This is a genomic window from Streptomyces sp. NPDC002276 (assembly GCF_053891435.1).
In genome coordinates this window covers 181,569-202,571 of sequence record NZ_JBSFCQ010000006.1, presented here as the reverse complement: position 1 = coordinate 202,571, position 21,003 = coordinate 181,569, and the positions used below count along the sequence as shown (strand labels likewise).

The 21,003-nt window shown below is 70.4% G+C and carries 16 protein-coding genes; 6 read left to right on the top strand and 10 right to left on the bottom strand.

Annotated features, from left to right (window positions below):
• Positions 1-2: 2 nt before the first annotated feature.
• The 5 genes from ACWIHT_RS17745 to rpsA all read right to left on the bottom strand — a co-directional run bounded on the left by ACWIHT_RS17745 (position 3) and on the right by rpsA (position 5,466).
• The gene (locus tag ACWIHT_RS17745; RefSeq protein WP_019067641.1) at positions 3-383 is read right to left on the bottom strand and encodes a tetratricopeptide repeat protein; all 381 of its coding nucleotides are present in this window, start codon (positions 381-383) and stop codon (positions 3-5) included.
• A gap of 50 nt (positions 384-433) precedes the next feature.
• Positions 434-1,054, bottom strand: a complete 621-nt coding sequence (gene coaE, locus ACWIHT_RS17740; RefSeq protein ID WP_456169039.1) for a dephospho-CoA kinase — start codon at positions 1,052-1,054, stop codon at positions 434-436.
• Between the two features lie 69 nt (positions 1,055-1,123).
• Positions 1,124-2,062, bottom strand: coding sequence for a PAC2 family protein (locus ACWIHT_RS17735; RefSeq protein ID WP_399120602.1), 939 nt, complete (start codon positions 2,060-2,062; stop codon positions 1,124-1,126).
• 135 nt (positions 2,063-2,197) lie between these two features.
• The gene (locus ACWIHT_RS17730) at positions 2,198-3,724 is read right to left on the bottom strand and encodes a flavin monoamine oxidase family protein (protein WP_456169274.1); all 1,527 of its coding nucleotides are present in this window, start codon (positions 3,722-3,724) and stop codon (positions 2,198-2,200) included.
• 236 nt (positions 3,725-3,960) lie between these two features.
• Entirely contained in the window at positions 3,961-5,466 is a 1,506-nt protein-coding gene (rpsA, locus tag ACWIHT_RS17725; protein ID WP_200690747.1) for a 30S ribosomal protein S1, read from the bottom strand.
• Positions 5,467-5,859: 393 nt separating this feature from the next.
• Here rpsA and ACWIHT_RS17720 point away from each other — a divergent pair, with 393 nt between their 5' ends.
• Both ACWIHT_RS17720 and hrpB read left to right on the top strand, forming a co-directional pair.
• Positions 5,860-6,681 carry a class I SAM-dependent methyltransferase gene (locus ACWIHT_RS17720; protein WP_200714620.1) on the top strand — a complete coding sequence of 274 codons (822 nt, stop codon included), beginning with the start codon at positions 5,860-5,862 and terminating at the stop codon, positions 6,679-6,681.
• Between the two features lie 57 nt (positions 6,682-6,738).
• A complete protein-coding gene (gene hrpB, locus ACWIHT_RS17715; protein WP_456169038.1) occupies positions 6,739-9,261 on the top strand; it encodes an ATP-dependent helicase HrpB in 2,523 nt (840 codons plus the stop codon).
• Here the strand turns inward: hrpB and ACWIHT_RS17710 are convergent.
• The 3 genes from ACWIHT_RS17710 to ACWIHT_RS17700 form a co-directional block, all read right to left on the bottom strand.
• The gene (locus tag ACWIHT_RS17710) at positions 9,251-10,243 is read right to left on the bottom strand and encodes a DUF3068 domain-containing protein (protein WP_456169037.1); all 993 of its coding nucleotides are present in this window, start codon (positions 10,241-10,243) and stop codon (positions 9,251-9,253) included. The two genes, hrpB and ACWIHT_RS17710, sit on opposite strands and share 11 nt — an antisense overlap.
• Before the next feature lie 65 nt (positions 10,244-10,308).
• Complete coding sequence (locus tag ACWIHT_RS17705; protein ID WP_456169036.1) at positions 10,309-10,443, bottom strand: SPW_0924 family protein; 135 nt, start codon at positions 10,441-10,443, stop codon at positions 10,309-10,311.
• Positions 10,444-10,637: 194 nt separating this feature from the next.
• Positions 10,638-12,365, bottom strand: a complete 1,728-nt coding sequence (locus ACWIHT_RS17700; RefSeq protein WP_456169035.1) for a lytic transglycosylase domain-containing protein — start codon at positions 12,363-12,365, stop codon at positions 10,638-10,640.
• A gap of 258 nt (positions 12,366-12,623) precedes the next feature.
• On the opposite strand from ACWIHT_RS17700, the gene ACWIHT_RS17695 reads away from it, so the two are divergent.
• Positions 12,624-13,478 (top strand): DUF4184 family protein, encoded by an 855-nt coding sequence (locus ACWIHT_RS17695; RefSeq protein WP_456169034.1) that lies wholly within the window; start codon positions 12,624-12,626, stop codon positions 13,476-13,478.
• Here ACWIHT_RS17695 and ACWIHT_RS17690 read toward each other — a convergent pair.
• Together ACWIHT_RS17690 and polA are read right to left on the bottom strand one after the other, a co-directional pair.
• Positions 13,441-13,848 carry a hypothetical protein gene (locus ACWIHT_RS17690; RefSeq protein ID WP_456169033.1) on the bottom strand — a complete coding sequence of 136 codons (408 nt, stop codon included), beginning with the start codon at positions 13,846-13,848 and terminating at the stop codon, positions 13,441-13,443. The genes ACWIHT_RS17695 and ACWIHT_RS17690 overlap by 38 nt on opposite strands.
• A 260-nt stretch (positions 13,849-14,108) precedes the next feature.
• Positions 14,109-16,835, bottom strand: a complete 2,727-nt coding sequence (gene polA, locus ACWIHT_RS17685) for a DNA polymerase I (RefSeq protein WP_456169032.1) — start codon at positions 16,833-16,835, stop codon at positions 14,109-14,111.
• Between the two features lie 539 nt (positions 16,836-17,374).
• On the opposite strand from polA, the gene ACWIHT_RS17680 reads away from it, so the two are divergent.
• From ACWIHT_RS17680 to ACWIHT_RS17670, 3 genes are all read left to right on the top strand, one after another.
• On the top strand, positions 17,375-19,654 hold the full coding sequence (locus ACWIHT_RS17680; RefSeq protein WP_456169031.1) for an FdhF/YdeP family oxidoreductase: 2,280 nt from the start codon (positions 17,375-17,377) through the stop codon (positions 19,652-19,654).
• A gap of 51 nt (positions 19,655-19,705) precedes the next feature.
• Positions 19,706-20,194 (top strand): PaaI family thioesterase, encoded by a 489-nt coding sequence (locus ACWIHT_RS17675; RefSeq protein ID WP_456169030.1) that lies wholly within the window; start codon positions 19,706-19,708, stop codon positions 20,192-20,194.
• Positions 20,195-20,290: 96 nt separating this feature from the next.
• Positions 20,291-20,962 carry a hypothetical protein gene (locus ACWIHT_RS17670; RefSeq protein ID WP_456169029.1) on the top strand — a complete coding sequence of 224 codons (672 nt, stop codon included), beginning with the start codon at positions 20,291-20,293 and terminating at the stop codon, positions 20,960-20,962.
• The last annotated feature ends 41 nt before the right edge of the window (positions 20,963-21,003 follow it).

Sequence of the window (21,003 nt, the reverse complement as noted above, 5' to 3'; positions counted from 1 at the left end):
GCCTATCCGTCGAAGCGGGCCGCCTTCAGGTACTGCGGCTGGGGATCGAGCGCGGCGGCCAGCCTGAAGTGGCGTTTGGCCTGGTCGGCGCGTCCCTGCCGCTCGTAGGTGCGGGCGAGCGCGAAGTGCGCGAACGCGTTGTCCGGCTCTCGCTCCAGGACGATGGTGAACTCCAGCTCGGCGGGGCGCAGTTGCGCGGCGGCGAAGAAGGCTCGCGCGCGCAGCAGGCGGGCGGCGGTGTTCTCGGGGTGCGCGTCGATGACGTTGTCGAGCAGCTTCACCGCGCCCCGCGGGTCCCGCGCGGCGAGCAGCTGCTCTGCGGCGCGGAAGTCGATGACATGCGTCTCCGGAGTACGTCCGGTTGTTCCGCTGTTCTCGGGCACGGCGAATTCCTTCCCTCGCTCGGACGTTTCAACGCCCGGGAGAAGCCCCGCTATTCCTGGGGTGGCTGCTGGGGCGCGTGCGCCCTGCGCACGAGTTCCTCCCATACGTCCCGTACGCGCCGCTCCAGCTCCTCCAGGGGTACGTCGTTGTCGATGACGATGTCCGCGATGGCGAGCCGCTTCTCGCGCGTCGCCTGGGCGGCCATACGCGCGCGTGCGTCCTCCTCGGTCATGCCGCGCAGCCGCACCAGCCGGTCGAGCTGTGTCTCGGGGCTCGCGTCGACGACGATCACGAGGTCGTACAGCGCGGCGAGGGCGTTCTCTGCGAGGAGGGGTACGTCGTGGATCACCACGGCGTCGTCGGCCGCCGCGGTTTCGAGCTCTCGGGAGCGCCGGCCCACCAGGGGGTGGACGATCGAGTTGAGCACGGCGAGCTTCTCGGGGTCGGCGAAGACGATGCTGCCCAGCTTCGGCCGGTCGAGGCCGCCGTCCGCACCGAGCACGTCCTCGCCGAAGGCCTCGACGACCGCCGCGAGCCCGGGGGTTCCGGGCGCGACGACCTCGCGCGCGATGCGGTCGGCGTCGATCAGGACGGCGCCGTATCCGACGAGCAGCCGCGACACTTCACTCTTACCGGCACCGATGCCCCCGGTGAGGCCGACCTTCAGCATGGACAGAAGCCTACGGCCTGTCACTGACAGGCCACCCGGCAACCGACGCCACGACCGCCGACTCGTCCGTCAGTTGTCGCCCTCGCGCTCCGCCAGGAAGCGCTCGAACTCCTGGCCGATCTCGTCCGCGGACGGGATCTCGACCGGCTCGGCGAGCATGTTGCCGCGGCTCTCGGCGCCCGCGGCGGCGTCGTACTGGTGCTCAAGGCCCTGGACGAGCGCCACGAGTTCCTCGTCGCCCTCCTGGATCTGGCGGTCGATCTCGGTCTGGGTGCGGTGGGCCTCGGTGCGCAGGGAGTGCGCGATGCCCGGGAGGACCAGTCCGGTGCCCGCGGTGATGCCCTCCAGGACGGTCAGGGCCGCGTCCGGGTACGGGGAGCGGGCGATGTAGTGCGGGACGTGCGCGGCGACGCCCAGGACGTCGTGGCCGGCCTCCATGAGGCGGTACTCGACGAGCGCCTCGGCGCTGCCGGGGACCTGCGCCTCGTCGAAGGGGCTGCGGTGGCCCGGGACGAGGTCGGTGCGGTTGCCGTGCGGGGTCAGGCCCACCGGGCGGGTGTGCGGGACGCCCATGGGGATGCCGTGGAAGTTCACGGACAGGCGGACACCGAGGCGCTCCACGATCTGCTGGACGGCCAGGGCGAAGCGCTCCCACTCCACGTCCGGCTCGGGGCCGGAGAGCAGCAGGAAGGGCGCTCCGGTGGCGTCCTGGACCAGTCGTACGTCGAGCGTGGGCTCCTCGTAGTCGGTCCACCGGTCACGCTTGAAGGTGAGCAGCGGACGGCGGGCGCGGTAGTCCACGAGCCGGTCGTGGTCGAATCTGGCCACGACCTGGTGCGGCAGCGTGTCGAGCAGTCGTTCGACGATCTGGTCGCCCGTCTCGCCCGCGTCGATGTATCCGTCGAAGTGGTAGAGCATGACAAGACCGGCCGACTCCTGTGCGAGCGCCATGTCGACGACGGCCAGGCCCTTCGGCTCCCATGCGTACAAACCCTGCGGATCAAGCACTGTGACCGCTCCTCCTCGTGTTCGTACTGCACAACGCCCTCCAGGGCATGGGCATTCCCGCCCATGCCCCTGATCAGGCGCCTCTTACTGGCTTTTCATGCGCCGCTCCCCCGCGTCACCAGGAGAGCGCCCACGTCACGAGGACAGCACGCGCGCGTGGAGCGCGATCACGGCCTTGCGGGCGGAGGAGAACGCGCCGTGCTGCCAGGCGTCTGTGTAGCTGAGCCAGTCGCCTGCGAAGTAGACGCGTCCCGTGGGTTCGTTGAGCGGTTTGTAGCGGACGTCGTCGGGGCCGCCGGGGGTGTCGTGCCACGCGGCCTCCAGGTGGGGCGTCTGACGCCAGTGGTGGGAGAAGGACGATGCCAGTTCGCTGCGGTACTTCTCCCCGTAGATCTTCACGCCCACGGCCACCGCCCGCTCCTCGCGCCCCTTCGGGGAGAGCTTCGCGTACGAGTCCGCGTCGTCGTCGTAGTTGTAGTACCCGATGAGGACGCCCCGCTCACCCTGGAAGCCGTACGAAGGGTGCCAGATGTGGGTGACGTCCTGGTCGGTCTCGGTGATGCCGCCGTAGATCCGGTGATCGAGTTCCCACCAGCGGGACTTGTACTCCAGGCCGATCTTGGCTGCGGACGACGGGGTGATCGCCTCAAGGGCGGTCTGGACGCCGGAGCCGAGGTTGTGCGGGATCTTGGCGAGGATGTTGGGCGGCAGGGCGCCGACGCAGTAGTCGGCCTCGACGACCCTCGTACGGCCTCCCTGGGTGTAGGTGACCGAAACACCACTCCCCTTGTCGGTGATTTTGGAGACGACCGCCCCGGTACGGATGCGATGGGCGCCGATCGCCCGGGTCAGCGCCTTCGGGATCTGGTCCATGCCGCCGACCGGCTGGAACATCAACATGGCCTGGTCGAAGCCGAATTCGAAGGAGAAGTAGCGGCCGACGCCGCTGGCGAGCACCTGGGAGGCGGTGGGTACGTCCCCGAGCAGTACACCGGGGGTGCCCGCGGCGGCCGGGACGGTCGAGTACCCGCGCCGCTCACCGCCCGTGTACTTCAGCGTGTCGCCCAGCTCGCCCCAGTCCTTGAGGAACTCGACGAGCCGCTCCTGGTCGGTGGCGGTCAACTCCTTGTCCAGGGCGCCCTTGTCGGTGGCCTTGGCGAGCAACTCCGAGACATAGCCGTAGACATCGGCCTTGGCGGTGCGGTAGCGCTCGGGCTTGGTCATGCCCGCGGACTCGTTGTAGAGGTACGCGTCCGCGTTGACGTTGGTGAACACCTGGATGGGGACGCCGAGTTCACGGCAGTAGTCGAGGGTGACCATCCACTGCGGGATCCGCGCGGGACCGCAGTTCATGTAGTGCCCGTCGGCGAACCGCGCGGTCTGCCGGTTGCCGTAGAGGTCGGTCGTCGTGTCGCCGCCGCGGACGGTGAAGTTGCGGCCTCCGGTGCGGTCCCTGGCCTCCAGGATCGTACAGTCGTAGCCGGCCTTGCCCAGTTCGTACGCCGTGGTCAGTCCGGCGATGCCACCGCCGACGATGACGACCTTGGCGGCACCGCGTCCGGTGAGCGTGAAGTCGCTTGCGTTGAGGGCCCGGAAGGGCTGTTCCCGCTGGGCTGCCTGGGCGGTGGGGGCGAGCCCGAGGGCGCCCATGGTGGCGAACATGGTGCCCGCTCCACCGGTGAGGCCCACGTTCCGCAGAAAAGCACGTCGGCTCTGGTCGCTTGCCATGGTCCGGCTCCCCTCTCCGATCATGAATGACCGGGGAAGCGTGCCAACGGCCGGTTACGGCACGGCAGTTACTGATGTATCCCACAAGTTTCTGCAAGGCCGGGGAAACGACTGAGGGACCGCACCTCGAAAGGTACGGCCCCTCAGTTCAAGAGCTACTGCTCAGGTGATCAGCTCTGGCCGCCGGCCAGCTTCTCACGCAGGGCAGCGAGCGCCTCGTCCGAAGCCAGGGCACCGGACGTGTCCGCACCCTCGGAGGAGTACGAACCGCCGCCGCCACCGGCCGCGGCCGGAGCCGCACCCGGGGTGTCGACACCCTCGGCCGCCGCCTGGGCGTCGGCCTCGCGGGACTTGATGACCTGCGCCTGGTGCTGCTCGAACCGCTGCTGCGCCTCGGCGTACTGGTGCTCCCACGCCTCCCGCTGGGTCTCGTAGCCCTCAAGCCAGTCGTTGGTCTCGGGGTCGAAGCCTTCGGGGTAGATGTAGTTGCCCTGGTCGTCGTACGACGCGGCCATGCCGTAGAGCGTCGGGTCGAACTCGACCGAGGCCGGGTCGGCACCGAAGGACTCGTTGGCCTGCTTCAGGGACAGCGAGATCCGGCGACGCTCAAGGTCGATGTCGATGACCTTGACGAAGATCTCGTCGTTGACCTGGACGACCTGCTCCGGGATCTCCACGTGGCGCTCGGCCAGCTCGGAGATGTGCACCAGACCCTCGATGCCCTCGTCCACGCGGACGAACGCACCGAACGGAACCAGCTTCGTGACCTTGCCGGGCACGACCTGGCCGATCTGGTGGGTGCGGGCGAACTGCTGCCACGGGTCTTCCTGGGTCGCCTTCAGCGACAGGGAGACGCGCTCGCGGTCCATGTCGACGTCGAGGACCTCGACGGTGACTTCCTGGCCGACCTCGACAACCTCGGAGGGGTGGTCGATGTGCTTCCAGGACAGCTCGGAGACGTGGACCAGACCGTCGACGCCACCCAGGTCCACGAAGGCACCGAAGTTGACGATCGAGGAGACCACGCCGGAGCGGACCTGACCCTTCTGGAGGGTCGTGAGGAAGGTCTGGCGGACCTCGGACTGGGTCTGCTCCAGCCAGGCACGGCGGGACAGGACCACGTTGTTGCGGTTCTTGTCCAGCTCGATGATCTTGGCTTCGAGCTCCTTGCCCACGTAGGGCTGGAGGTCGCGGACACGACGCATCTCGACGAGAGAAGCCGGCAGGAAGCCACGGAGGCCGATGTCGAGGATGAGTCCACCCTTGACGACCTCGATGACGGTACCGGTGACGATGCCGTCCTCTTCCTTGATCTTCTCGATGGTGCCCCAGGCGCGCTCGTACTGGGCGCGCTTCTTCGAGAGGATCAGGCGGCCTTCCTTGTCCTCCTTCTGGAGAACAAGGGCTTCGATCTCGTCGCCGACCTTGACGACCTCGTTCGGGTCGACGTCGTGCTTGATCGAGAGCTCGCGGCTCGGGATGACACCTTCGGTCTTGTAACCGATGTCGAGCAGGACCTCGTCCCGGTCGACCTTCACGATGACGCCGTCGACGATGTCGCCGTCGTTGAAGTACTTGATCGTCTCGTCGATCGCGGCGAGGAAGGCTTCCTCGTTACCGATGTCGTTGACCGCTACCTGCGGGGTGGTGGCGGTGGTCTCGGTGCTGCTCGTCATGTGGGAAAGGGCTCCGGTACGGACATTGAAGTCGTAGGTACTGCTCACGCCGAGAGCCTTTTTCGCTTCGCTCTGCAGAAGGCCGGACAGCCAAGGAAGCGCCGATCCGGAACACCAGGTGTCCGGTGGCGCCTCGAAAACCGAGGGGACATACATACAGATGCGAGCGCAACCTGCTACGTCTGAGGTGCGCAGGCCCGCAGCGCAACTTGTAGCATACGGGGGCAGCCGGACAGGGTCAATGCGCGAAGGCGCACACCCGGGGCGGATCGCCGCATACCCGGCACAAAACGTGTCCCGCGAGGCCACGCAGGCCTGACACACCCCTTCAGTGACGCCGCCGGGACAGCCGCACCGTAGAGGTGACGGAAGAGTACGACGAGGGAGCCGATCATCCAAGAGCCCGATACGTTCGAACCGGAAGCCACCCGACGTGACGCCGACGTCACCGAGAGTTCCCGCGCCAACCGCGGCTGGTGGGACCGGAACGCGGACGACTACCAGGTCGAACACGGCACGTTCCTCGGCGACGACCGCTTCGTGTGGGGCCCCGAGGGCCTCGACGAAGTGGAGGCCGAACTCCTCGGCCCGCCGGAGGAGCTGAAGGGCAAGGACGTCCTGGAGATCGGCGCCGGCGCGGCCCAGTGCTCGCGCTGGCTGGCCGCCCAGGGTGCCCGCCCGGTGGCCCTGGACCTCTCGCACCGCCAGCTCCAGCACGCGCTGCGCATTGGCGGATCGTTCCCTCTGGTGTGCGCCGACGCGGGCGCGCTGCCCTTCGCGGACGAATCCTTCGACCTGGCGTGCTCGGCGTACGGGGCGCTGCCGTTCGTCGCCGACCCGGCCCTGGTGCTGCGCGAGGTGCACCGGGTGCTGCGGCCCGGCGGCCGGTTCGTCTTCTCGGCCACGCACCCGATCCGCTGGGCGTTCCCCGACGAGCCGGGCCCCGAGGGACTCACGGTCTCGGCCTCCTACTTCGACCGCACTCCGTACGTCGAGCAGGACGACGACGGCCGCGCGGTCTACGTCGAGCACCACCGCACCCTCGGCGACCGCATCCGCGACATCGTGGCGTCGGGCCTGCGCCTGGTGGACCTCGTCGAGCCGGAGTGGCCGTCCTGGAACACCGCCGAGTGGGGCGGCTGGTCGCCCCTGCGCGGCAACCTGATCCCGGGAACGGCGATCTACGTCTGCGAACGCGACCGCGGGCGGGACTGAGGGAACACGGGCACGCGCGCGTAGAGGCCGTTCCGGAAGCCGTACGACACTGGGGGCGTGATCCGCTACGACGCCCTCGACGCGCTGCCCGTCCGCAGTGCCCTGCCCGGCCTCGACGCAGCCCTGGAGGCGGGCGGTGCCGCGGTGCTCGTGGCGCCGCCCGGCACCGGCAAGACGACGCTGGTGCCGCTCGCGCTGGCCGGGCTGCTCGGCAAGGGGAACGAGGGGCCCGCGCGGCGCGTGGTCGTCGCCGAGCCGCGGCGGATCGCGGCACGCGCGGCGGCCCGGCGGATGGCCTGGCTGCTGGGCGAGAAGGTCGGGGAGAGCGTCGGCTACACCGTGCGCGGTGAGCGGGTCGTGGGACGGCACGCACGCGTGGAGGTCGTCACGACCGGAGTGCTGCTCCAACGCCTTCAGCGGGACCAGGAGTTGACCGGCGTCGACGCGGTGGTCCTGGACGAGTGCCACGAACGGCATCTGGACGCGGACACCGTGGCGGCCTTCCTGGTCGACGTACGGGAGGCGCTGCGGCCCGAGTTGCATCTGCTCGCGGCGTCCGCGACGACCGACGCGCAGGGCTGGGCCCGGCTGTTGGGCGGGGCACCGGTGGTCGAGGCGGAGGGTGTCGCGTACCCGGTGGAGGTCGTGTGGACGCCTCCGGCACGGCCGGTACGTCCGCCGCACGGGATGCGGGTGGACCCGGCGCTGCTCACGCACGTGGCGGCGACGGTACAGCGGGCGCTGGCCGAGCGGGACGGGGACGTGTTGTGTTTCCTGCCCGGGGTCGGCGAGATCGCGCGCGTGGCAGGGCAGTTGGGCGACCTGGGTGGAGTCGAGGTGCTCCAGGTGCACGGGCGGGCGCCGGCCGCCGTGCAGGACGCGGTGCTGTCCCCGGGGACGCGGCGGCGGGTGGTGCTGGCGACGTCCGTGGCGGAGTCCTCGCTGACGGTTCCCGGTGTCCGGGTGGTCGTGGACTCGGGGTTGGCGCGGGAGCCGCGGGTCGATCACGCGCGCGGGCTGAGCGCGCTCGCGACGGTACGGGCCTCGCAGGCGGCCGGCCGGCAGCGGGCGGGGCGGGCCGGGCGGGAGGCGCCGGGGGCGGTGTACCGGTGCTGGGCGGAGGCCGAGGACGCGCGTCTGCCGCGTTTTCCGGCGCCGGAGATCAAGGTGGCCGACCTGACGGCGTTCGCGCTCCAGGCGGCGTGCTGGGGCGATCCTGGGGCATCGGGGTTGGCGTTGCTCGACGCGCCTCCCGCCGGGGCGATGGCGGCTGCGCGGGATGTGCTGACCGCCGTGGGTGCGGTCGACTCGGGCGGGCGGGCCACTGCTCGCGGTGCGCAGTTGGCTCGGCTGGGGTTGCATCCCCGGCTGGGGCGGGCGCTGTTGGACACGGGGGCGGCGGGTGCGGAGGTGGTCGCGCTGCTCAGCGAGGAGGCTCCGCGGGAGTACGGCGACGATCTCGCTGGAGCTTTGCGGCGCGCCCGGCGTGGGGGTGACGCCTATGCCGGGCGGTGGCGTGCGGAGGTTCGGCGGCTGCGGGCCGTGGGGGCGGAGATTTCCCGACCGGCCACCCATGACTCCCCTCTCGCGAAGGTGAACGTCGAGAGCGATGACGCCCTCGTCGGACTCGTCGCCGCCCTCGCCTATCCCGAACGGGTCGCCAAGGCCGACGGCGGTTCCTACCTCCTCGTCTCAGGCACCCGCGCCGAACTGCCCGACAACAGCCCCCTCCGCGGCGCCCCTTGGATCGCCGTCGCCGCGGCGGACCGGCCCATCGGCAAAGGGCACGCGCGCGTGCAGCTCGGGGCCGTCGTCGACGAGGACGTCGCCCGGTTCGCCGCCGGGGCGCTGCTCAGCGAGGTGGACGAGGTCCACTGGGCCGACGGTGACGTCGTGGCCCGGCGTGTCGAGCGGCTGGGGGCAGTCGAGTTAGCGGTGCGGCGGCTCAAGGACGCCGACCCCGTCGCCGTACGGGACGCGCTTGTCGACGGGCTGCGGGAGGAAGGGTTCGGGCTGTTGCGGTGGTCGGCGGATGCCCAAGTGCTGCGGCAGCGGCTCGCGTTCCTGCGGCTGAACGTCGGTGCGCCGTGGCCGGACGTGTCCGACGAGGCGCTGCACGCGCGCGTGGACGAGTGGTTGGAGCCGGAGTTGGGGCGGGCCCGGCGGCGGAGCGATCTGGGGCGGATCGAGGCGGGGCAGGCGCTGCGGAGGTTGTTGCCGTGGGCCTCGGGGGACGCGGGGCGGTTGGACGAGTTGGCTCCGGAGCGGTTCGCCGTGCCCAGTGGGTCCAGGGTTCGCATCGACTACGGGAACCCCGAACAGCCCGTCCTCGCCGTGAAGTTGCAGGAGATGTTCGGGCTCCAGGCGTCACCGGAGGTCGCGGGGGTGCCGGTGCTCGTGCATCTGTTGTCCCCCGCCGGACGGCCCGCCGCCGTGACCGCCGATCTCGCGTCCTTCTGGAAGGACGGGTACCGGGGCGTGCGGGCCGAGTTGCGGGGGCGGTATCCGAAGCACCCGTGGCCCGAGGACCCGGCGACCGCCGAGGCCACGCGGTTCACCAACGCGCGGCTCAGGCGGTGACCGGTTCCGGTTCCTGGACCTCGGCGGGGGCGGGGTCGCCGGGGCGCCTGCCGCGGGCCTCCAGGTAGAGGGAGAGCGCCAGCAGGAGGAGACCGAGGGCCAGGAAGCCCCAGGGGAGGTAGGAGACCATCAGCAGGACGAGGGTGCGGTTGGACTTCACCAGGGCGACGGTGTGCTTGATGTAGTCCTCGCGCATCTTCACGTCACCGGCGAACGCCGTCACCTTCGCGCGACCGCCCAGGAGGGTGCCGCCGCGCAGTTCCTCCTTGTGGATCTCCTCGCCGTAGACCGGTGCTCCGGTGACGGGTTCGACCCAGAACCTGCGGACCGTGGTGTACCAGCGGGTGGTGCCCGTCTTCGCGACGGACTCCGGGGTGATGCCCTTGACCGGCATGGTCCTGGGGAAGGGGACCTTGGTCCAGGGGATGGTCTGCTCGAAGTAGTAGACCTTGACGCCGCGGAAGTTCCGGGTGCCCTTGTAGTGGATGGGGTTGGTGGTGCGGGTCTGCGCGTCGAAGTACTCGTAGTCCCGTTTCTGGGTCAGGAACGGCCACTTGAACTCGATGCCGTCCCGTTTCACCGGGTCGCCGTCGACCATCTCGCCGGTGGCGTGGACGGGGTCCTGGGTGTGCGCGTCGAAGATGTAGCGCTCGGGGATCGAGGAGACCATCTTGCCGTCGGGGCCCTGGACGTAGGACAGGCCGTCCCAGACGACGACGTCCCGGCCGGCGGTCCTGTCGATCTTCTTGGCGGCATCGACGTCGCCCTTGAGGGTCTGCACGATGGTGACCTTGGGGACCGTCTTGGCCTGCATGGTGCCGTAGTCGAGGAGGGTGGCGTTCTTCGCCTCCAGGACCATGTCCTGGTACTGGTTCGCCGGGATCTTGGCCAGGCGCGGGAAGGCGTACCAGCGCAGCAGTGGGGACAGCGCCGTGAAGAACACGGCGAGAGCGAGCAGGATCAGGCTGGCCTTGCGGCGCATCTCGGCCTCCATCCCGGGCGGTTAAACGCTTGCGCAAAGGCTTGCGTAAACGCTTGCGCAATCGTTTACGGGTGCGCGGGCACCGTCGTCAGCAGCGGTTTCGGGGAGGTCTTCCCCATCGGTGAGCCCATCGCGGTGATGGTCAGGATCAGCGCGAACGCGAGCGCCAGTCCGGTCGCGGCGGCGATCAGGGCACGCATGCCGGCCTCCCGACAGACAGAAACCAATGGATTCAGGAACTGATAGGTCGTCAGGTCGGGCACCGTAGCAACGCGCGGGCGAGATGAGAACACGTTGCACACGGACGAGCGCGGAGCGGTGGGGACACGACGAGGGCGCCCGCCCGCCGAAGCGGAGGGGCGCCCTTGTCTTGTCGCAGGGTCGTGCGGTCGGACTACGCGCTCGGTGAGGCCGACGGGCTCGGGTCGGCCGAGGCGCTCGGGCTCGGGCTGGGGCTCGGCGAGGAGGTGTCGGTCGCCGCGGCCACGGTCAGTTCGACCGTGAGGGTCGCGCCGCCCGTGGTGGTGATGCGGAGCAGGAAGGTGCCGGTGGTGTCGTCCGCGTACAGCTTCGGCAGCTTCAGGAGGCCGTCGGCGTCCGTGGCCAGGCCTGTGAGGGTGCGGACGGTCTTGCCGTCGGCGTCCTTGAAGTAGGGGCCCTTGTCGTTCTCGGTGGCGTCGTCGGTAGTCTTGATGAGGGTCGCGGTGGCCGCGACCTTGTCGGCGATCGCGCCGCCGTCGGTGGCCTTCACCTCGACCTGGTCGGCGAACTCGCCGCCCGGGGTGCAGGTCAGCGCGGTGGTGCTGGTGCGGACGAGGGTGTCGGCGACCCGGGGCGTGACGCTCGCCGTGTAGTCGAGAGCAGAGATCACGCGGCCCAGGAGTGTGGCGCGGACGGTGAAGTCACCGGTGGTCTCGCCGGCTTGCAGGGCCGGGGCGACGGCCACGCCGGAGGCGTTGGTGACGGCCAGGGCGACCTTCTCGCCGCCGGCGAACGTGGCGTCCGTGGTGCCGACGACGGTGAACCGGACCTTGACCTTGGCGACGCCCTTGCCGGCCGCGTCCTGGGCGCGGGTGCTGATCTTCTTGGTGAACGCGTCGCCCGCCGTCGCGGTGAGCTTCGCCGTGCCCGCGTCGGCCAGCTTGGTCACCGTGTCGGTGGGGGTCGGCGTGGGCGTCGGGGTCGCCGGCACGGAAGGGCTCGGGCTGGTGGTGTCGCCCGGCGTGCTCGGACTCGGGCTCGGCGACGAGGTGCCCGGAGTCGAGGTCGAGGGGCTGGATGTGGAGTTGTCGTCGCTACGCCCCCCGTCCGGGACCGAGTGGGTGCCCTTGCGGTAGTACTCCAGCCACGACAGGACCGTGTTCAGGTAGTCCGTCGAGTTGTTGTAGCTGAGGATCGCGCTGCGCAGGCCCGCGTCGGTCGACAGGTTCCAGTTGTTGCGGCACAGGTAGTGGCCGGCGGCGAGCGCCGCGTCGTAGACGTTGTTGGGGTCCTTGACCCCGTCGCCGTTGCCGTCGCGGCCCGCCCAGGCCCAGGTCGACGGGATGAACTGCATGGGTCCGACGGCCTGGTCGTACTCGCTGTTGCCGTCGTACTTGCCGTTGTCGGTGTCCCTGATGAGCGCGAAGCCGTTGCCGTCGAGCGCGGGGCCGAGGATCTTGGAGGTCGTGGTGCCGTTCGCGTCGACCTGGCCGCCGCGCGCCTGGCCCGACTCCACCTTGCCGATGGCGGCGAGGAGTTGCCAGGGCAGGTTGCAGCCGGGCTTGGAGGTGGCGAGTTCCGTCTCGGCCTTCTTGTAGGCGTCGAGGACGGTCGCGGGGATGCCCGCCTCGGCCTCGCCGACCGAGACGGGGGTCCCTATGGACGGCGACTGGGTGGGGCTCGTACTGGGGTTCGGGCTGCTCAGCGGCGGGAGGTCCGTGTAGTACGGCGAGTCTCCGGTGGCGCCGTGGTTGTCGGTGCTCCCGTCACTCGCATCGAGCGCGGTCTGACCGGCGGGAAGCGTTCTGTGACCGCCGGTCACCGCCGGAGCCTGGGACGCGGACAGTGCCGCGACCGCTGCCGCGGCCACCGCCGTCGTCGCCGCACCCTTGCGCAGTCGCCTGCCGAAATGCGCCGTCATGGAGTGAACCCCTCCCAGGGACGCCCGAGCGCCCGCCTTTTCTGTTGCCTCTGCGCCTGTTGTGACGGTCGAGCCGCACCGCAGGTTGCCCTCGTGGTGGTTATCGGATGGTGTGTACTTGTTCTCCGTCTCCGCCCGCCCGCGGGCCCCGCGCGGGGACCCAGGCGACCCTACGACAACTTGCTTTGCACGGGCACCCGTTGGTGGCCGTTATTCACCACCTGGCCATATGCCGATGACTCCTACGGGGAGCCCCTGTTGCCGTTCACCTTGAGTCATGCCGCCGCCGTACTGCCCGCCGTGCGCGGCGACGGCGGCGGGCGCGGCCGACTGGTACCGGCGGTGCTGGTGGCGGGCTCCTTCGCCCCCGACATGACGTACTACGCGGCGAGCGCGGTCCCCGGGGCGATGGAGTTCGGGAACGTCACGCACTCCTTCCCCGGCGTCTTCACGGTCGACGTGCTCATCACCTGGACGACGGTCGCCCTGTGGCTCCTGCTGCGCGAACCCCTGGTGGCCCTCCTCCCCCGCGCCCGCCGGCCCCGGACGGCGACCCTGCTGCGCTGCGGCACGCCACGCGCGCGTGCCACCCCTTCACTGGCCGCGTGGTGGTACGTCTCCGCGGTCCTCGGCGGCCTGACCCATGTCGTGTGGGACGCGTTCACGCACCACGACCGGTGGGGCGTACGGCTGTTCCCCGTCCTCGACCGCACGCTGGGCGGCAGACCGCTGTTCTCGGCTCTCCAGTACGGCAGTTCGGCGGTCGGCGCGCTGTTGATCGCCGCGTTCGTCGTACGTGCGCTACGACGGGTTCCGGCCACCGCGCCGGTGGGAGTGCCCGTGCTGTCGGTACGGGACCGGTGGGTGGCCGGTGCCGTCATCGGCGGCTGCGCACTGGTGGCGGCGGTGGAACGGGCCTCCCACTGGTGGGCGTACTGGGGCTCGACGGCGACCGCCTGGGACCTGATCCCGACCCTGTGCTTCGGAGCGGGGGCCGGGCTGGTGCTGGGCGTGCTGCTGTACGCCGTGGGCGTCCGTGTCTGGCGCCCGGCGACCTCCGGGGCACCCGACGAGGTCAGCGCGGAGCGGAGCCGTCCGGCGGGGTCGCGATGAACACCGTCATGGTGTGCACAGGGCGTGACCTCGGGAGCCGGGCGAGCACGAGGTCCAGATAGCCGCGCCCCAGCTCGGCCCACAGCCGCCACACGGGAGTGCCGGTGGGGGTGGTGGCCGGCCCCTGCGGGTGCCTGGCCTGTTCTCGCGGGTCTACGACCGTGTCGTCCCGGAACGTGAGGCGGCACCGGAGGCCTGCGGCCGTGTGCCGGACGGCCATGGTGAGGTCGGCGGGGATGCGGGCGGTGCTTGCGCCGGCGGCGAGGGCCGGGACCGGTGGGCGGGGCGTGACCGGTGCGGCAGCGGCGCCCGCTGCCCGCGCCTGCGTCCGTGCCCGGCCCGACCGGCGATGGAGCATGCGTATACCCATGCCCGCATCCTTACGGTCACCGGGGGAGGGAGGCGCTTCCGCGAGGGCCACGCGGGTGACGGGTCCGCTGTGGGGTGGGCGAGGGGTTGTGCGGGGGTTGTGCGGGGTTGTGCGGGGAGTTTCTGTTGCTGGAAAGGGGCGGGAGTGGGTTCGGCACCGCCGGAATGTGCCGTGGCGTGTGCTCGCCGTTGCGGCGGAGAGTCAAGGCGGGCCCAAGTGACGAGCCCGCTCGGGACAACCCTCCGCCGCACCGCCGCGGGCTAGTGCGCCGCCGACTCCCAGTCCGGGCCCACTCCCACCGAGACGTCGAGGGGCGCCCGGAGATGTACCGCGCCCGCCATCTCGTGGCGGACGATCTCCTCCGTGGCCGCTCGTTCGCCGGGGGCGATCTCCAGGACGATTTCGTCGTGGACCTGGAGGAGCATGCGGGACTTGAGGTCGGCCGCGCGCAGGGCGGTGTCCACCTTGAGCATGGCCATCTTGACGATGTCGGCGGCGGTGCCCTGGATCGGTGCGTTGAGGGCCATCCGCTCGGCGGCTTCCCGGCGTTGACGGTTGTCGCTGTTGAGGTCGGGGAGGTAGCGGCGGCGCCCGAAGAGGGTCGCCGTGTAGCCGGTGGCCCGCGCCTCGTCGACCGCGCGGCGCAGATAGTCCCGTACACCGCCGAAACGCTCGAAGTAGGTGTCCATCAGGACCCGCGCCTCGCCCGCGTCGATGTTCAGCTGCTGGGAGAGGCCGAACGCCGAGAGGCCGTAGGCGAGGCCGTACGACATCGCCTTGATCTTGCGGCGCATCTCCGCGTCCACCGCCGGGCCCTCGACGGAGAACACCTGGGAGGCGACCGTGGTGTGCAGGTCCTCGCCCGAGGTGAACGCCTCCAACAGGCCCTCGTCCTCGGAGAGATGGGCCATCACGCGCAGTTCGATCTGGCTGTAGTCCGCGGTCATGAGGGACTCGAAGCCCTCGCCGACCACGAAGCCGCGGCGGATCGCGCGGCCCTCGTCCGTGCGGACCGGGATGTTCTGGAGGTTCGGGTCCGTGGACGACAGACGGCCCGTCGCGGCGACCGTCTGGTTGAACGTGGTGTGGATACGGCCGTCCGTCGCGATCGTCTTGATCAGGCCCTCGACGGTGACGCGCAGCTTCGCCTGTTCGCGGTGGCGGAGCATGATGACCGGCAGTTCGTTCTCGGTCTGGTTGGCGAGCCAGGCCAGGGCGTCCGCGTCGGTCGTGTAGCCGGTCTTCGTCTTCTTGGTCTTGGGCAGGCCGAGTTCGCCGAAGAGAACTTCCTGGAGCTGCTTGGGCGAGCCGAGGTTGAACTCGTGTCCGGCCGCCGCGTGCGCCTCCTTCACCGCCTGCTGCACGGCACCGGCGAACATCTGCTCCATGGCTTCGAGGTGCGCCTTGTCGGCCGCGATGCCGTACCGCTCCAGGCGGGCGAGGAGGATCGAGGTGGGCAGCTCCATGTCCCGGAGGAGGTCCGCCGCGCCGACCTCCTGGAGGCGCTCCCCGAAGGCGTCCCCCAGGTCGAGGATCGCGCGGGCCTGCACCATCAGGGCGTCCGCCTCGGCGCCGTCGTCCGCGCCGAAGGCCAGCTGCCCGTCGGCCGTGGCGGCGGGAGCCAGCTCGCGGCCGAGGTACTCCAGGGACAGCGCGTCCAGGTCGAAGGAGCGGCGGCCCGGCTTCACCAGGTAGGCGGCGAGCGCGGTGTCCATGGAGATGCCGTTGATGGTCCAGCCGTGCTCGGCGAAGACCCGCATCGCGCCCTTGGCGTTGTGGAACACCTTGGGGCGGTCGGCGTCGGCGAGCCAGGCCGCGAACGCGTTCTCGTCGCTCTCGTCCAGCTCGGTGGGGTCGAACCAGGCGGCCGGTCCCCCGGCGGTGGCGAGCGCGACCTCGGTCACCGAACCCGAGCCGAGCGTCCAGGTGTCGACGGTGGCGACGCCGAGGGGCTCGGTGCCGTAGTCGGCGAGCCAGCCGGGCAGTTCGCCGGTGCCGAGGACCGAGCCGTCGACCGCGACACCGCTCTCGGCGGGCGGGGTCGGGTCGGCCTCCTCGCTGCCCGGGTCGACGGCGAGGAGCCGTTCGCGCAGCGAGGGGTTGCGGATCTCCAGGGTGTCGAGAACCATCGCGACGGCCGTGCGGTCGTAGGGAGCGCGCTCCAGGTCGATCACCGTCTTGGGCAGCTCGACGTCCTTGACCATCTCGGTGAGGCGGCGGTTGAGCTTGACCGCGTCCAGGTGGTCGCGGAGGTTCTGCCCGGCCTTGCCCTTGACCTCGTCGACGCGGTCGACCAACTCGGCGAAGGAACCGAACTGGTTGATCCACTTCGCGGCGGTCTTCTCGCCGACACCGGGGATACCAGGGAGGTTGTCGGACGGGTCGCCGCGCAGGGCCGCGAAGTCGGGGTACTGGGCGGGCGTCAACCCGTACTTCTCGACGACCTTCTCCGGAGTGAACCGGGTCAGCTCGGAGACGCCCTTCGTCGGGTAGAGCACCGTGGTGTGGTCGGACACCAGCTGGAAGGAGTCGCGGTCGCCGGTGACGATCAGCACGTCGAAGCCCTCGGCCTCGGCCTGGGTGGCGAGCGTGGCGATGACGTCGTCGGCCTCGAAGCCGTCGACCGCGAACCGGGACACGTGCATCGCGTCGAGCAGCTCGCCGATCAGCTCGACCTGGCCCTTGAACTCGTCCGGGGTCTTGGAGCGGTTCGCCTTGTACTCGGTGAACTCCTCGGAGCGCCACGTCTTGCGGGACACGTCGAAGGCCACCGCGAAGTGCGTGGGCGCCTCGTCGCGCAGGGTGTTGGCCAGCATCGACGCGAAGCCGTAGATCGCGTTCGTCGGCTGGCCCGTCGCGGTCGTGAAGTTCTCCGCGGGCAGCGCGAAGAACGCGCGGTAGGCAAGCGAGTGCCCGTCCATCAGCATCAGCCGTGGACGGTCTTCGCCGGAGGTCTTGTCGGTCTTCTTCGATGCTGTCTCTGCCACGACCCCGATCCTGCCACGCCCCACTGACAGTCGGAGTCACGGTCGCCGCGCGGGAGGGCGTGGCCGCGACGAACGAGGGCCGGGCGAGGGTGAACGGGGCGCGCGGGAAGGACGGCGGAAGTCGCCGCCGCGACAGCGGGAGCGGCGGCCGATCCGACGCGACCCGCGGCGCGGAGACCTCGGAAACGGAGGAAGCGGAGGAAGCGCGCAGGCGCGGGCAGTGTGGCCCATCGCGTCGCGGCAACGGTCGTACGAGAACCGGTCCCCGTCGCCGCGCGGAGGGCCACGCACGCGTGCGAGTTCACCGGCGCCGCAGGAGATCTGGAGGAACACTCCCCGATCCACCGCCCGGCGGAGGGAACCGACCGGCGCCACCCGCCGCAGCGAGGACCCGGACAAGCCCACCCCGCCCTACGCCCCACACCCGCACACGCACACGCACCGAAACCATTGAGCCCACGAACCGACCTCGGCGTTGTCACTGCCGCGTGCGAGGATCGGAGATGTAGTGCACACGTGCCAGCGAAGGAGGGCCCGCGATGGCCACGAAGCCGCCCCAGGGCGATCCGGTCCAGGACGCGCCGCAGGTCACCGAGCCGAAGCATGCCGCGGCCGGCCTCCCGGCGATCGGGCACACGCTGCGCATCGCCCAGCAGCAGATGGGTGTGAAGCGCACCGCGCTGACGCTGCTGCGGGTCAATCAGAAGAACGGCTTCGACTGCCCGGGCTGCGCCTGGCCGGAGCCGGACCACCGGCACGCGGCGGAGTTCTGCGAGAACGGCGCGAAGGCGGTCGCCGAGGAGGCCACCCTGCGCCGGGTGACCCCCGAGTTCTTCGCCGCCCATCCGGTGGCCGATCTCGCGAACCGCAGCGGCTACTGGCTGGGCCAGCAGGGCCGTCTCACACACCCCATGTATCTCCCCGAAGGGGCCGAGCGCTACGAACCGGTCACCTGGGAGCGGGCGTTCGACATCGTCGCGGAGGAGATCGCCGCCCTCGGCTCGCCCGACGAGGCGCTGTTCTACACCTCGGGCCGCACCAGCAACGAGGCCGCGTTCCTGTACCAGTTGTTCGCGCGGGAGCTGGGCACCAACAACCTGCCGGACTGCTCGAACATGTGCCACGAGTCGTCGGGTTCCGCGCTGAACGAGACGATCGGCATCGGCAAGGGCAGCGTCCTCCTTGAGGACCTCTACCAGGCCGACCTGATCGTCGTCGCCGGCCAGAACCCGGGCACCAACCACCCGCGCATGCTCTCCGCCCTGGAGAAGGCCAAGGCCAACGGCGCGAAGATCATCAGCGTCAACCCGCTGCCCGAGGCGGGCCTGGAGAAGTTCAAGAACCCGCAGACCCCGCAGGGCATGCTCAAGGGCGCCGCCCTCACCGACCTGTTCCTACAGATCCGCATCGGCGGCGACCAGGCGTTGTTCCGCCTCCTGAACAAGCTCGTCCTGGAGACGGAAGGGGCCGTGGACCAGGCCTTCGTCGACGAACACACCCACGGCTACGAGGAGTTCGCGGCAGCCGCGCGGGACGCCGACTGGGACGAGACGCTGCTCGCGACCGGGCTGACCCGCCCGGAGATCGAGAAGGCCCTGTCCATGGTGCTCGCCTCCGAGCGCACCATCGTGTGCTGGGCGATGGGCCTCACCCAGCACAAGCACGCCGTGCCGACCATCCGCGAGGTCGTCAACTTCCTTCTGCTGCGCGGCAACATCGGCCGCCCTGGCGCGGGCGTGTGCCCGGTGCGCGGCCACAGCAACGTGCAGGGCGACCGCACCATGGGCATCTTCGAGCGCCCCGCACCGGCCTTCCTGGACGCCCTGGAGAAGGAGTTCGGCTTCGCCCCGCCGCGCGAGCACGGCTACGACGTGGTCGCCGCGATCCGCGCCCTGCGCGACGGCGACGCGAAGGTGTTCTTCGCCATGGGCGGCAACTTCGTGTCCGCGTCCCCCGACACCGAGGTCACCGAGGCGGCCATGCGGCGCGCCAGCCTCACCGTGCACGTCTCGACGAAGCTGAACCGCTCGCATGTCGTCACGGGCGCGCGTGCCCTCATCCTGCCCACCCTGGGCCGTACCGAGCGCGATCTCCAGGGCGGCGGCGAGCAGTTCGTGACCGTCGAGGACTCGATGGGCATGGTGCACGCCTCGCGCGGCCGGCTGGAGCCCGCGAGCGCCCACCTGTTGTCCGAGCCGGCCATCGTGTGCCGCCTCGCCCGCCGCGTCCTCGGTGCCGGATCCCGCACCCCGTGGGAGGAGTTCGAGAAGGACTACGGGACGATCCGCGACCGCATCGCGCGCGTGATCCCAGGATTCCAGGACTTCAACGAGCGGGTCGCCCACCCCGGCGGCTTCGCCCTCCCGCACGCCCCGCGCGACGAACGCCGCTTCCCGACGACCACCGGCAAGGCCAACTTCACCGCAGCGCCCGTCGAATACCCCGAACTCCCCGAAGGGCGCCTGTTGTTGCAGACGCTGCGCTCGCACGACCAGTACAACACCACGATCTACGGCCTCGACGACCGCTACCGGGGCATCAAGAACGGCCGCCGGGTGGTGCTCGTGCACCCCGAGGACGCGAGCAGGCTCGGTATCGCCGACGGGTCGTACGTCGATCTGGTCGGCGAGTGGAAGGACGGCGTGGAGCGGCGGGCGCCCGGCTTCCGGGTGGTGCACTACCCGACCGCGCGGGGCTGCGCCGCCGCCTACTACCCCGAGACCAACGTCCTCGTCCCCCTCGACGCCACCGCCGACACCAGCAACACCCCGGCCAGCAAGTCCGTCGTCGTACGTCTGGAACAATCGGCGACCGACTGAGCGTTTGCTCAGCAGCCGCAACAGTGATCACGACGAACGGAGTCGGGCCCCATGGGCGAGCAGCAGCAGGTGCAGTTCCCGCAAGAGGTCGTCGACGAGTACGCCGCGCTCGGCGTCGATCTGCCCGCACTCTTCTCCGCCGGATACCTGGGCTCGCGCATGGGCCTGGAGATCCTTGAGGCGTCCGCCGAGCGCGTCGTCGGGACCCTGCCGGTCGAAGGGAACACCCAGCCGTACGGGCTGCTGCACGGCGGCGCCTCCGCGGTGCTCGCCGAAACCCTCGGGTCCATCGGGTCGATGCTGCACGGCGGCAGCACGAAGATCGCCGTCGGCGTCGACCTGAACTGCACCCACCACCGCGGCGCCCGCTCCGGCCTGGTCACCGGCGTGGCCACCCCCCTGCACCGGGGCCGCTCGACGGCGACGTACGAGATCGTGATCAGTGACGAGGAGGGGCGGCGGGTGTGCAGCGCGCGGCTGACCTGTCTGCTGCGGGACATCAACCCGGGGGACGCGATCCCCGAGCGCGCCGCGATCTGATCCCGCCGGTCCATCGGCCCATCGGGGGCGGTGGACCGGACTCCGTCTTCCGCACCCCCGTCCACTCCCCTACCGTTTCCCCATGAGGCTGTCGGCATGAGCGGTATCGGGCCCGTCGAATCCGTCGACTCGCCGGAGACGAACGGGAGTTACGAAGTCATCGGCGGCGACCCGCCCCATCTGACGGACCGTTGGCACACCCTGTCGCCGCGCGCCCGCAGAGCCGCGCTCGCGGCGGGCGCGATCGCCGTCGCGAGTGTCGGAGCCGTCCTCCTGTCACCCGCCCAGAGCCTCCGGCAGAGCGACCCGCGGCCACCCACGCCATGGCCCGCGAACGTCACCAACTGGCGCTACGTCGGACTCGCCCAGACCACCGACTCCCCCACCACGACCGGTTTCTTCCGCTTCGCGGTCTCCGTGGACAGCGGACCCGCGGTCACCCTGCGGGTCACCGGCGCCGCCTTCGACGGACTCATCGCCCAGGCCGTCCCGGAACCGTCCTTCACCGTGCACACCGGAGCGACCCGCCGCGTCACCGTGGAGATATCCGTTTCCGACTGTTCGGGACTGCCCCTGAATGCGGACCTCGCCTTTCTGGACGTAACGCTGCGTAACACGCGCGCAATACAACGCCACAGTTTCATCTTCGGCGCCTCCTACTCCAAGGACCTTTCCCAGCTCCTTCACAGGGCTTGTGGCACGACAAACGCCAGGCCAGGCCCACGGCCAAGCGGAAGTGCAGGTTCTCAAAATGTGGACCGCGGCTGAATTCCGCCAAACCGGCCGAGACCCACCCTCCACGATCCCCG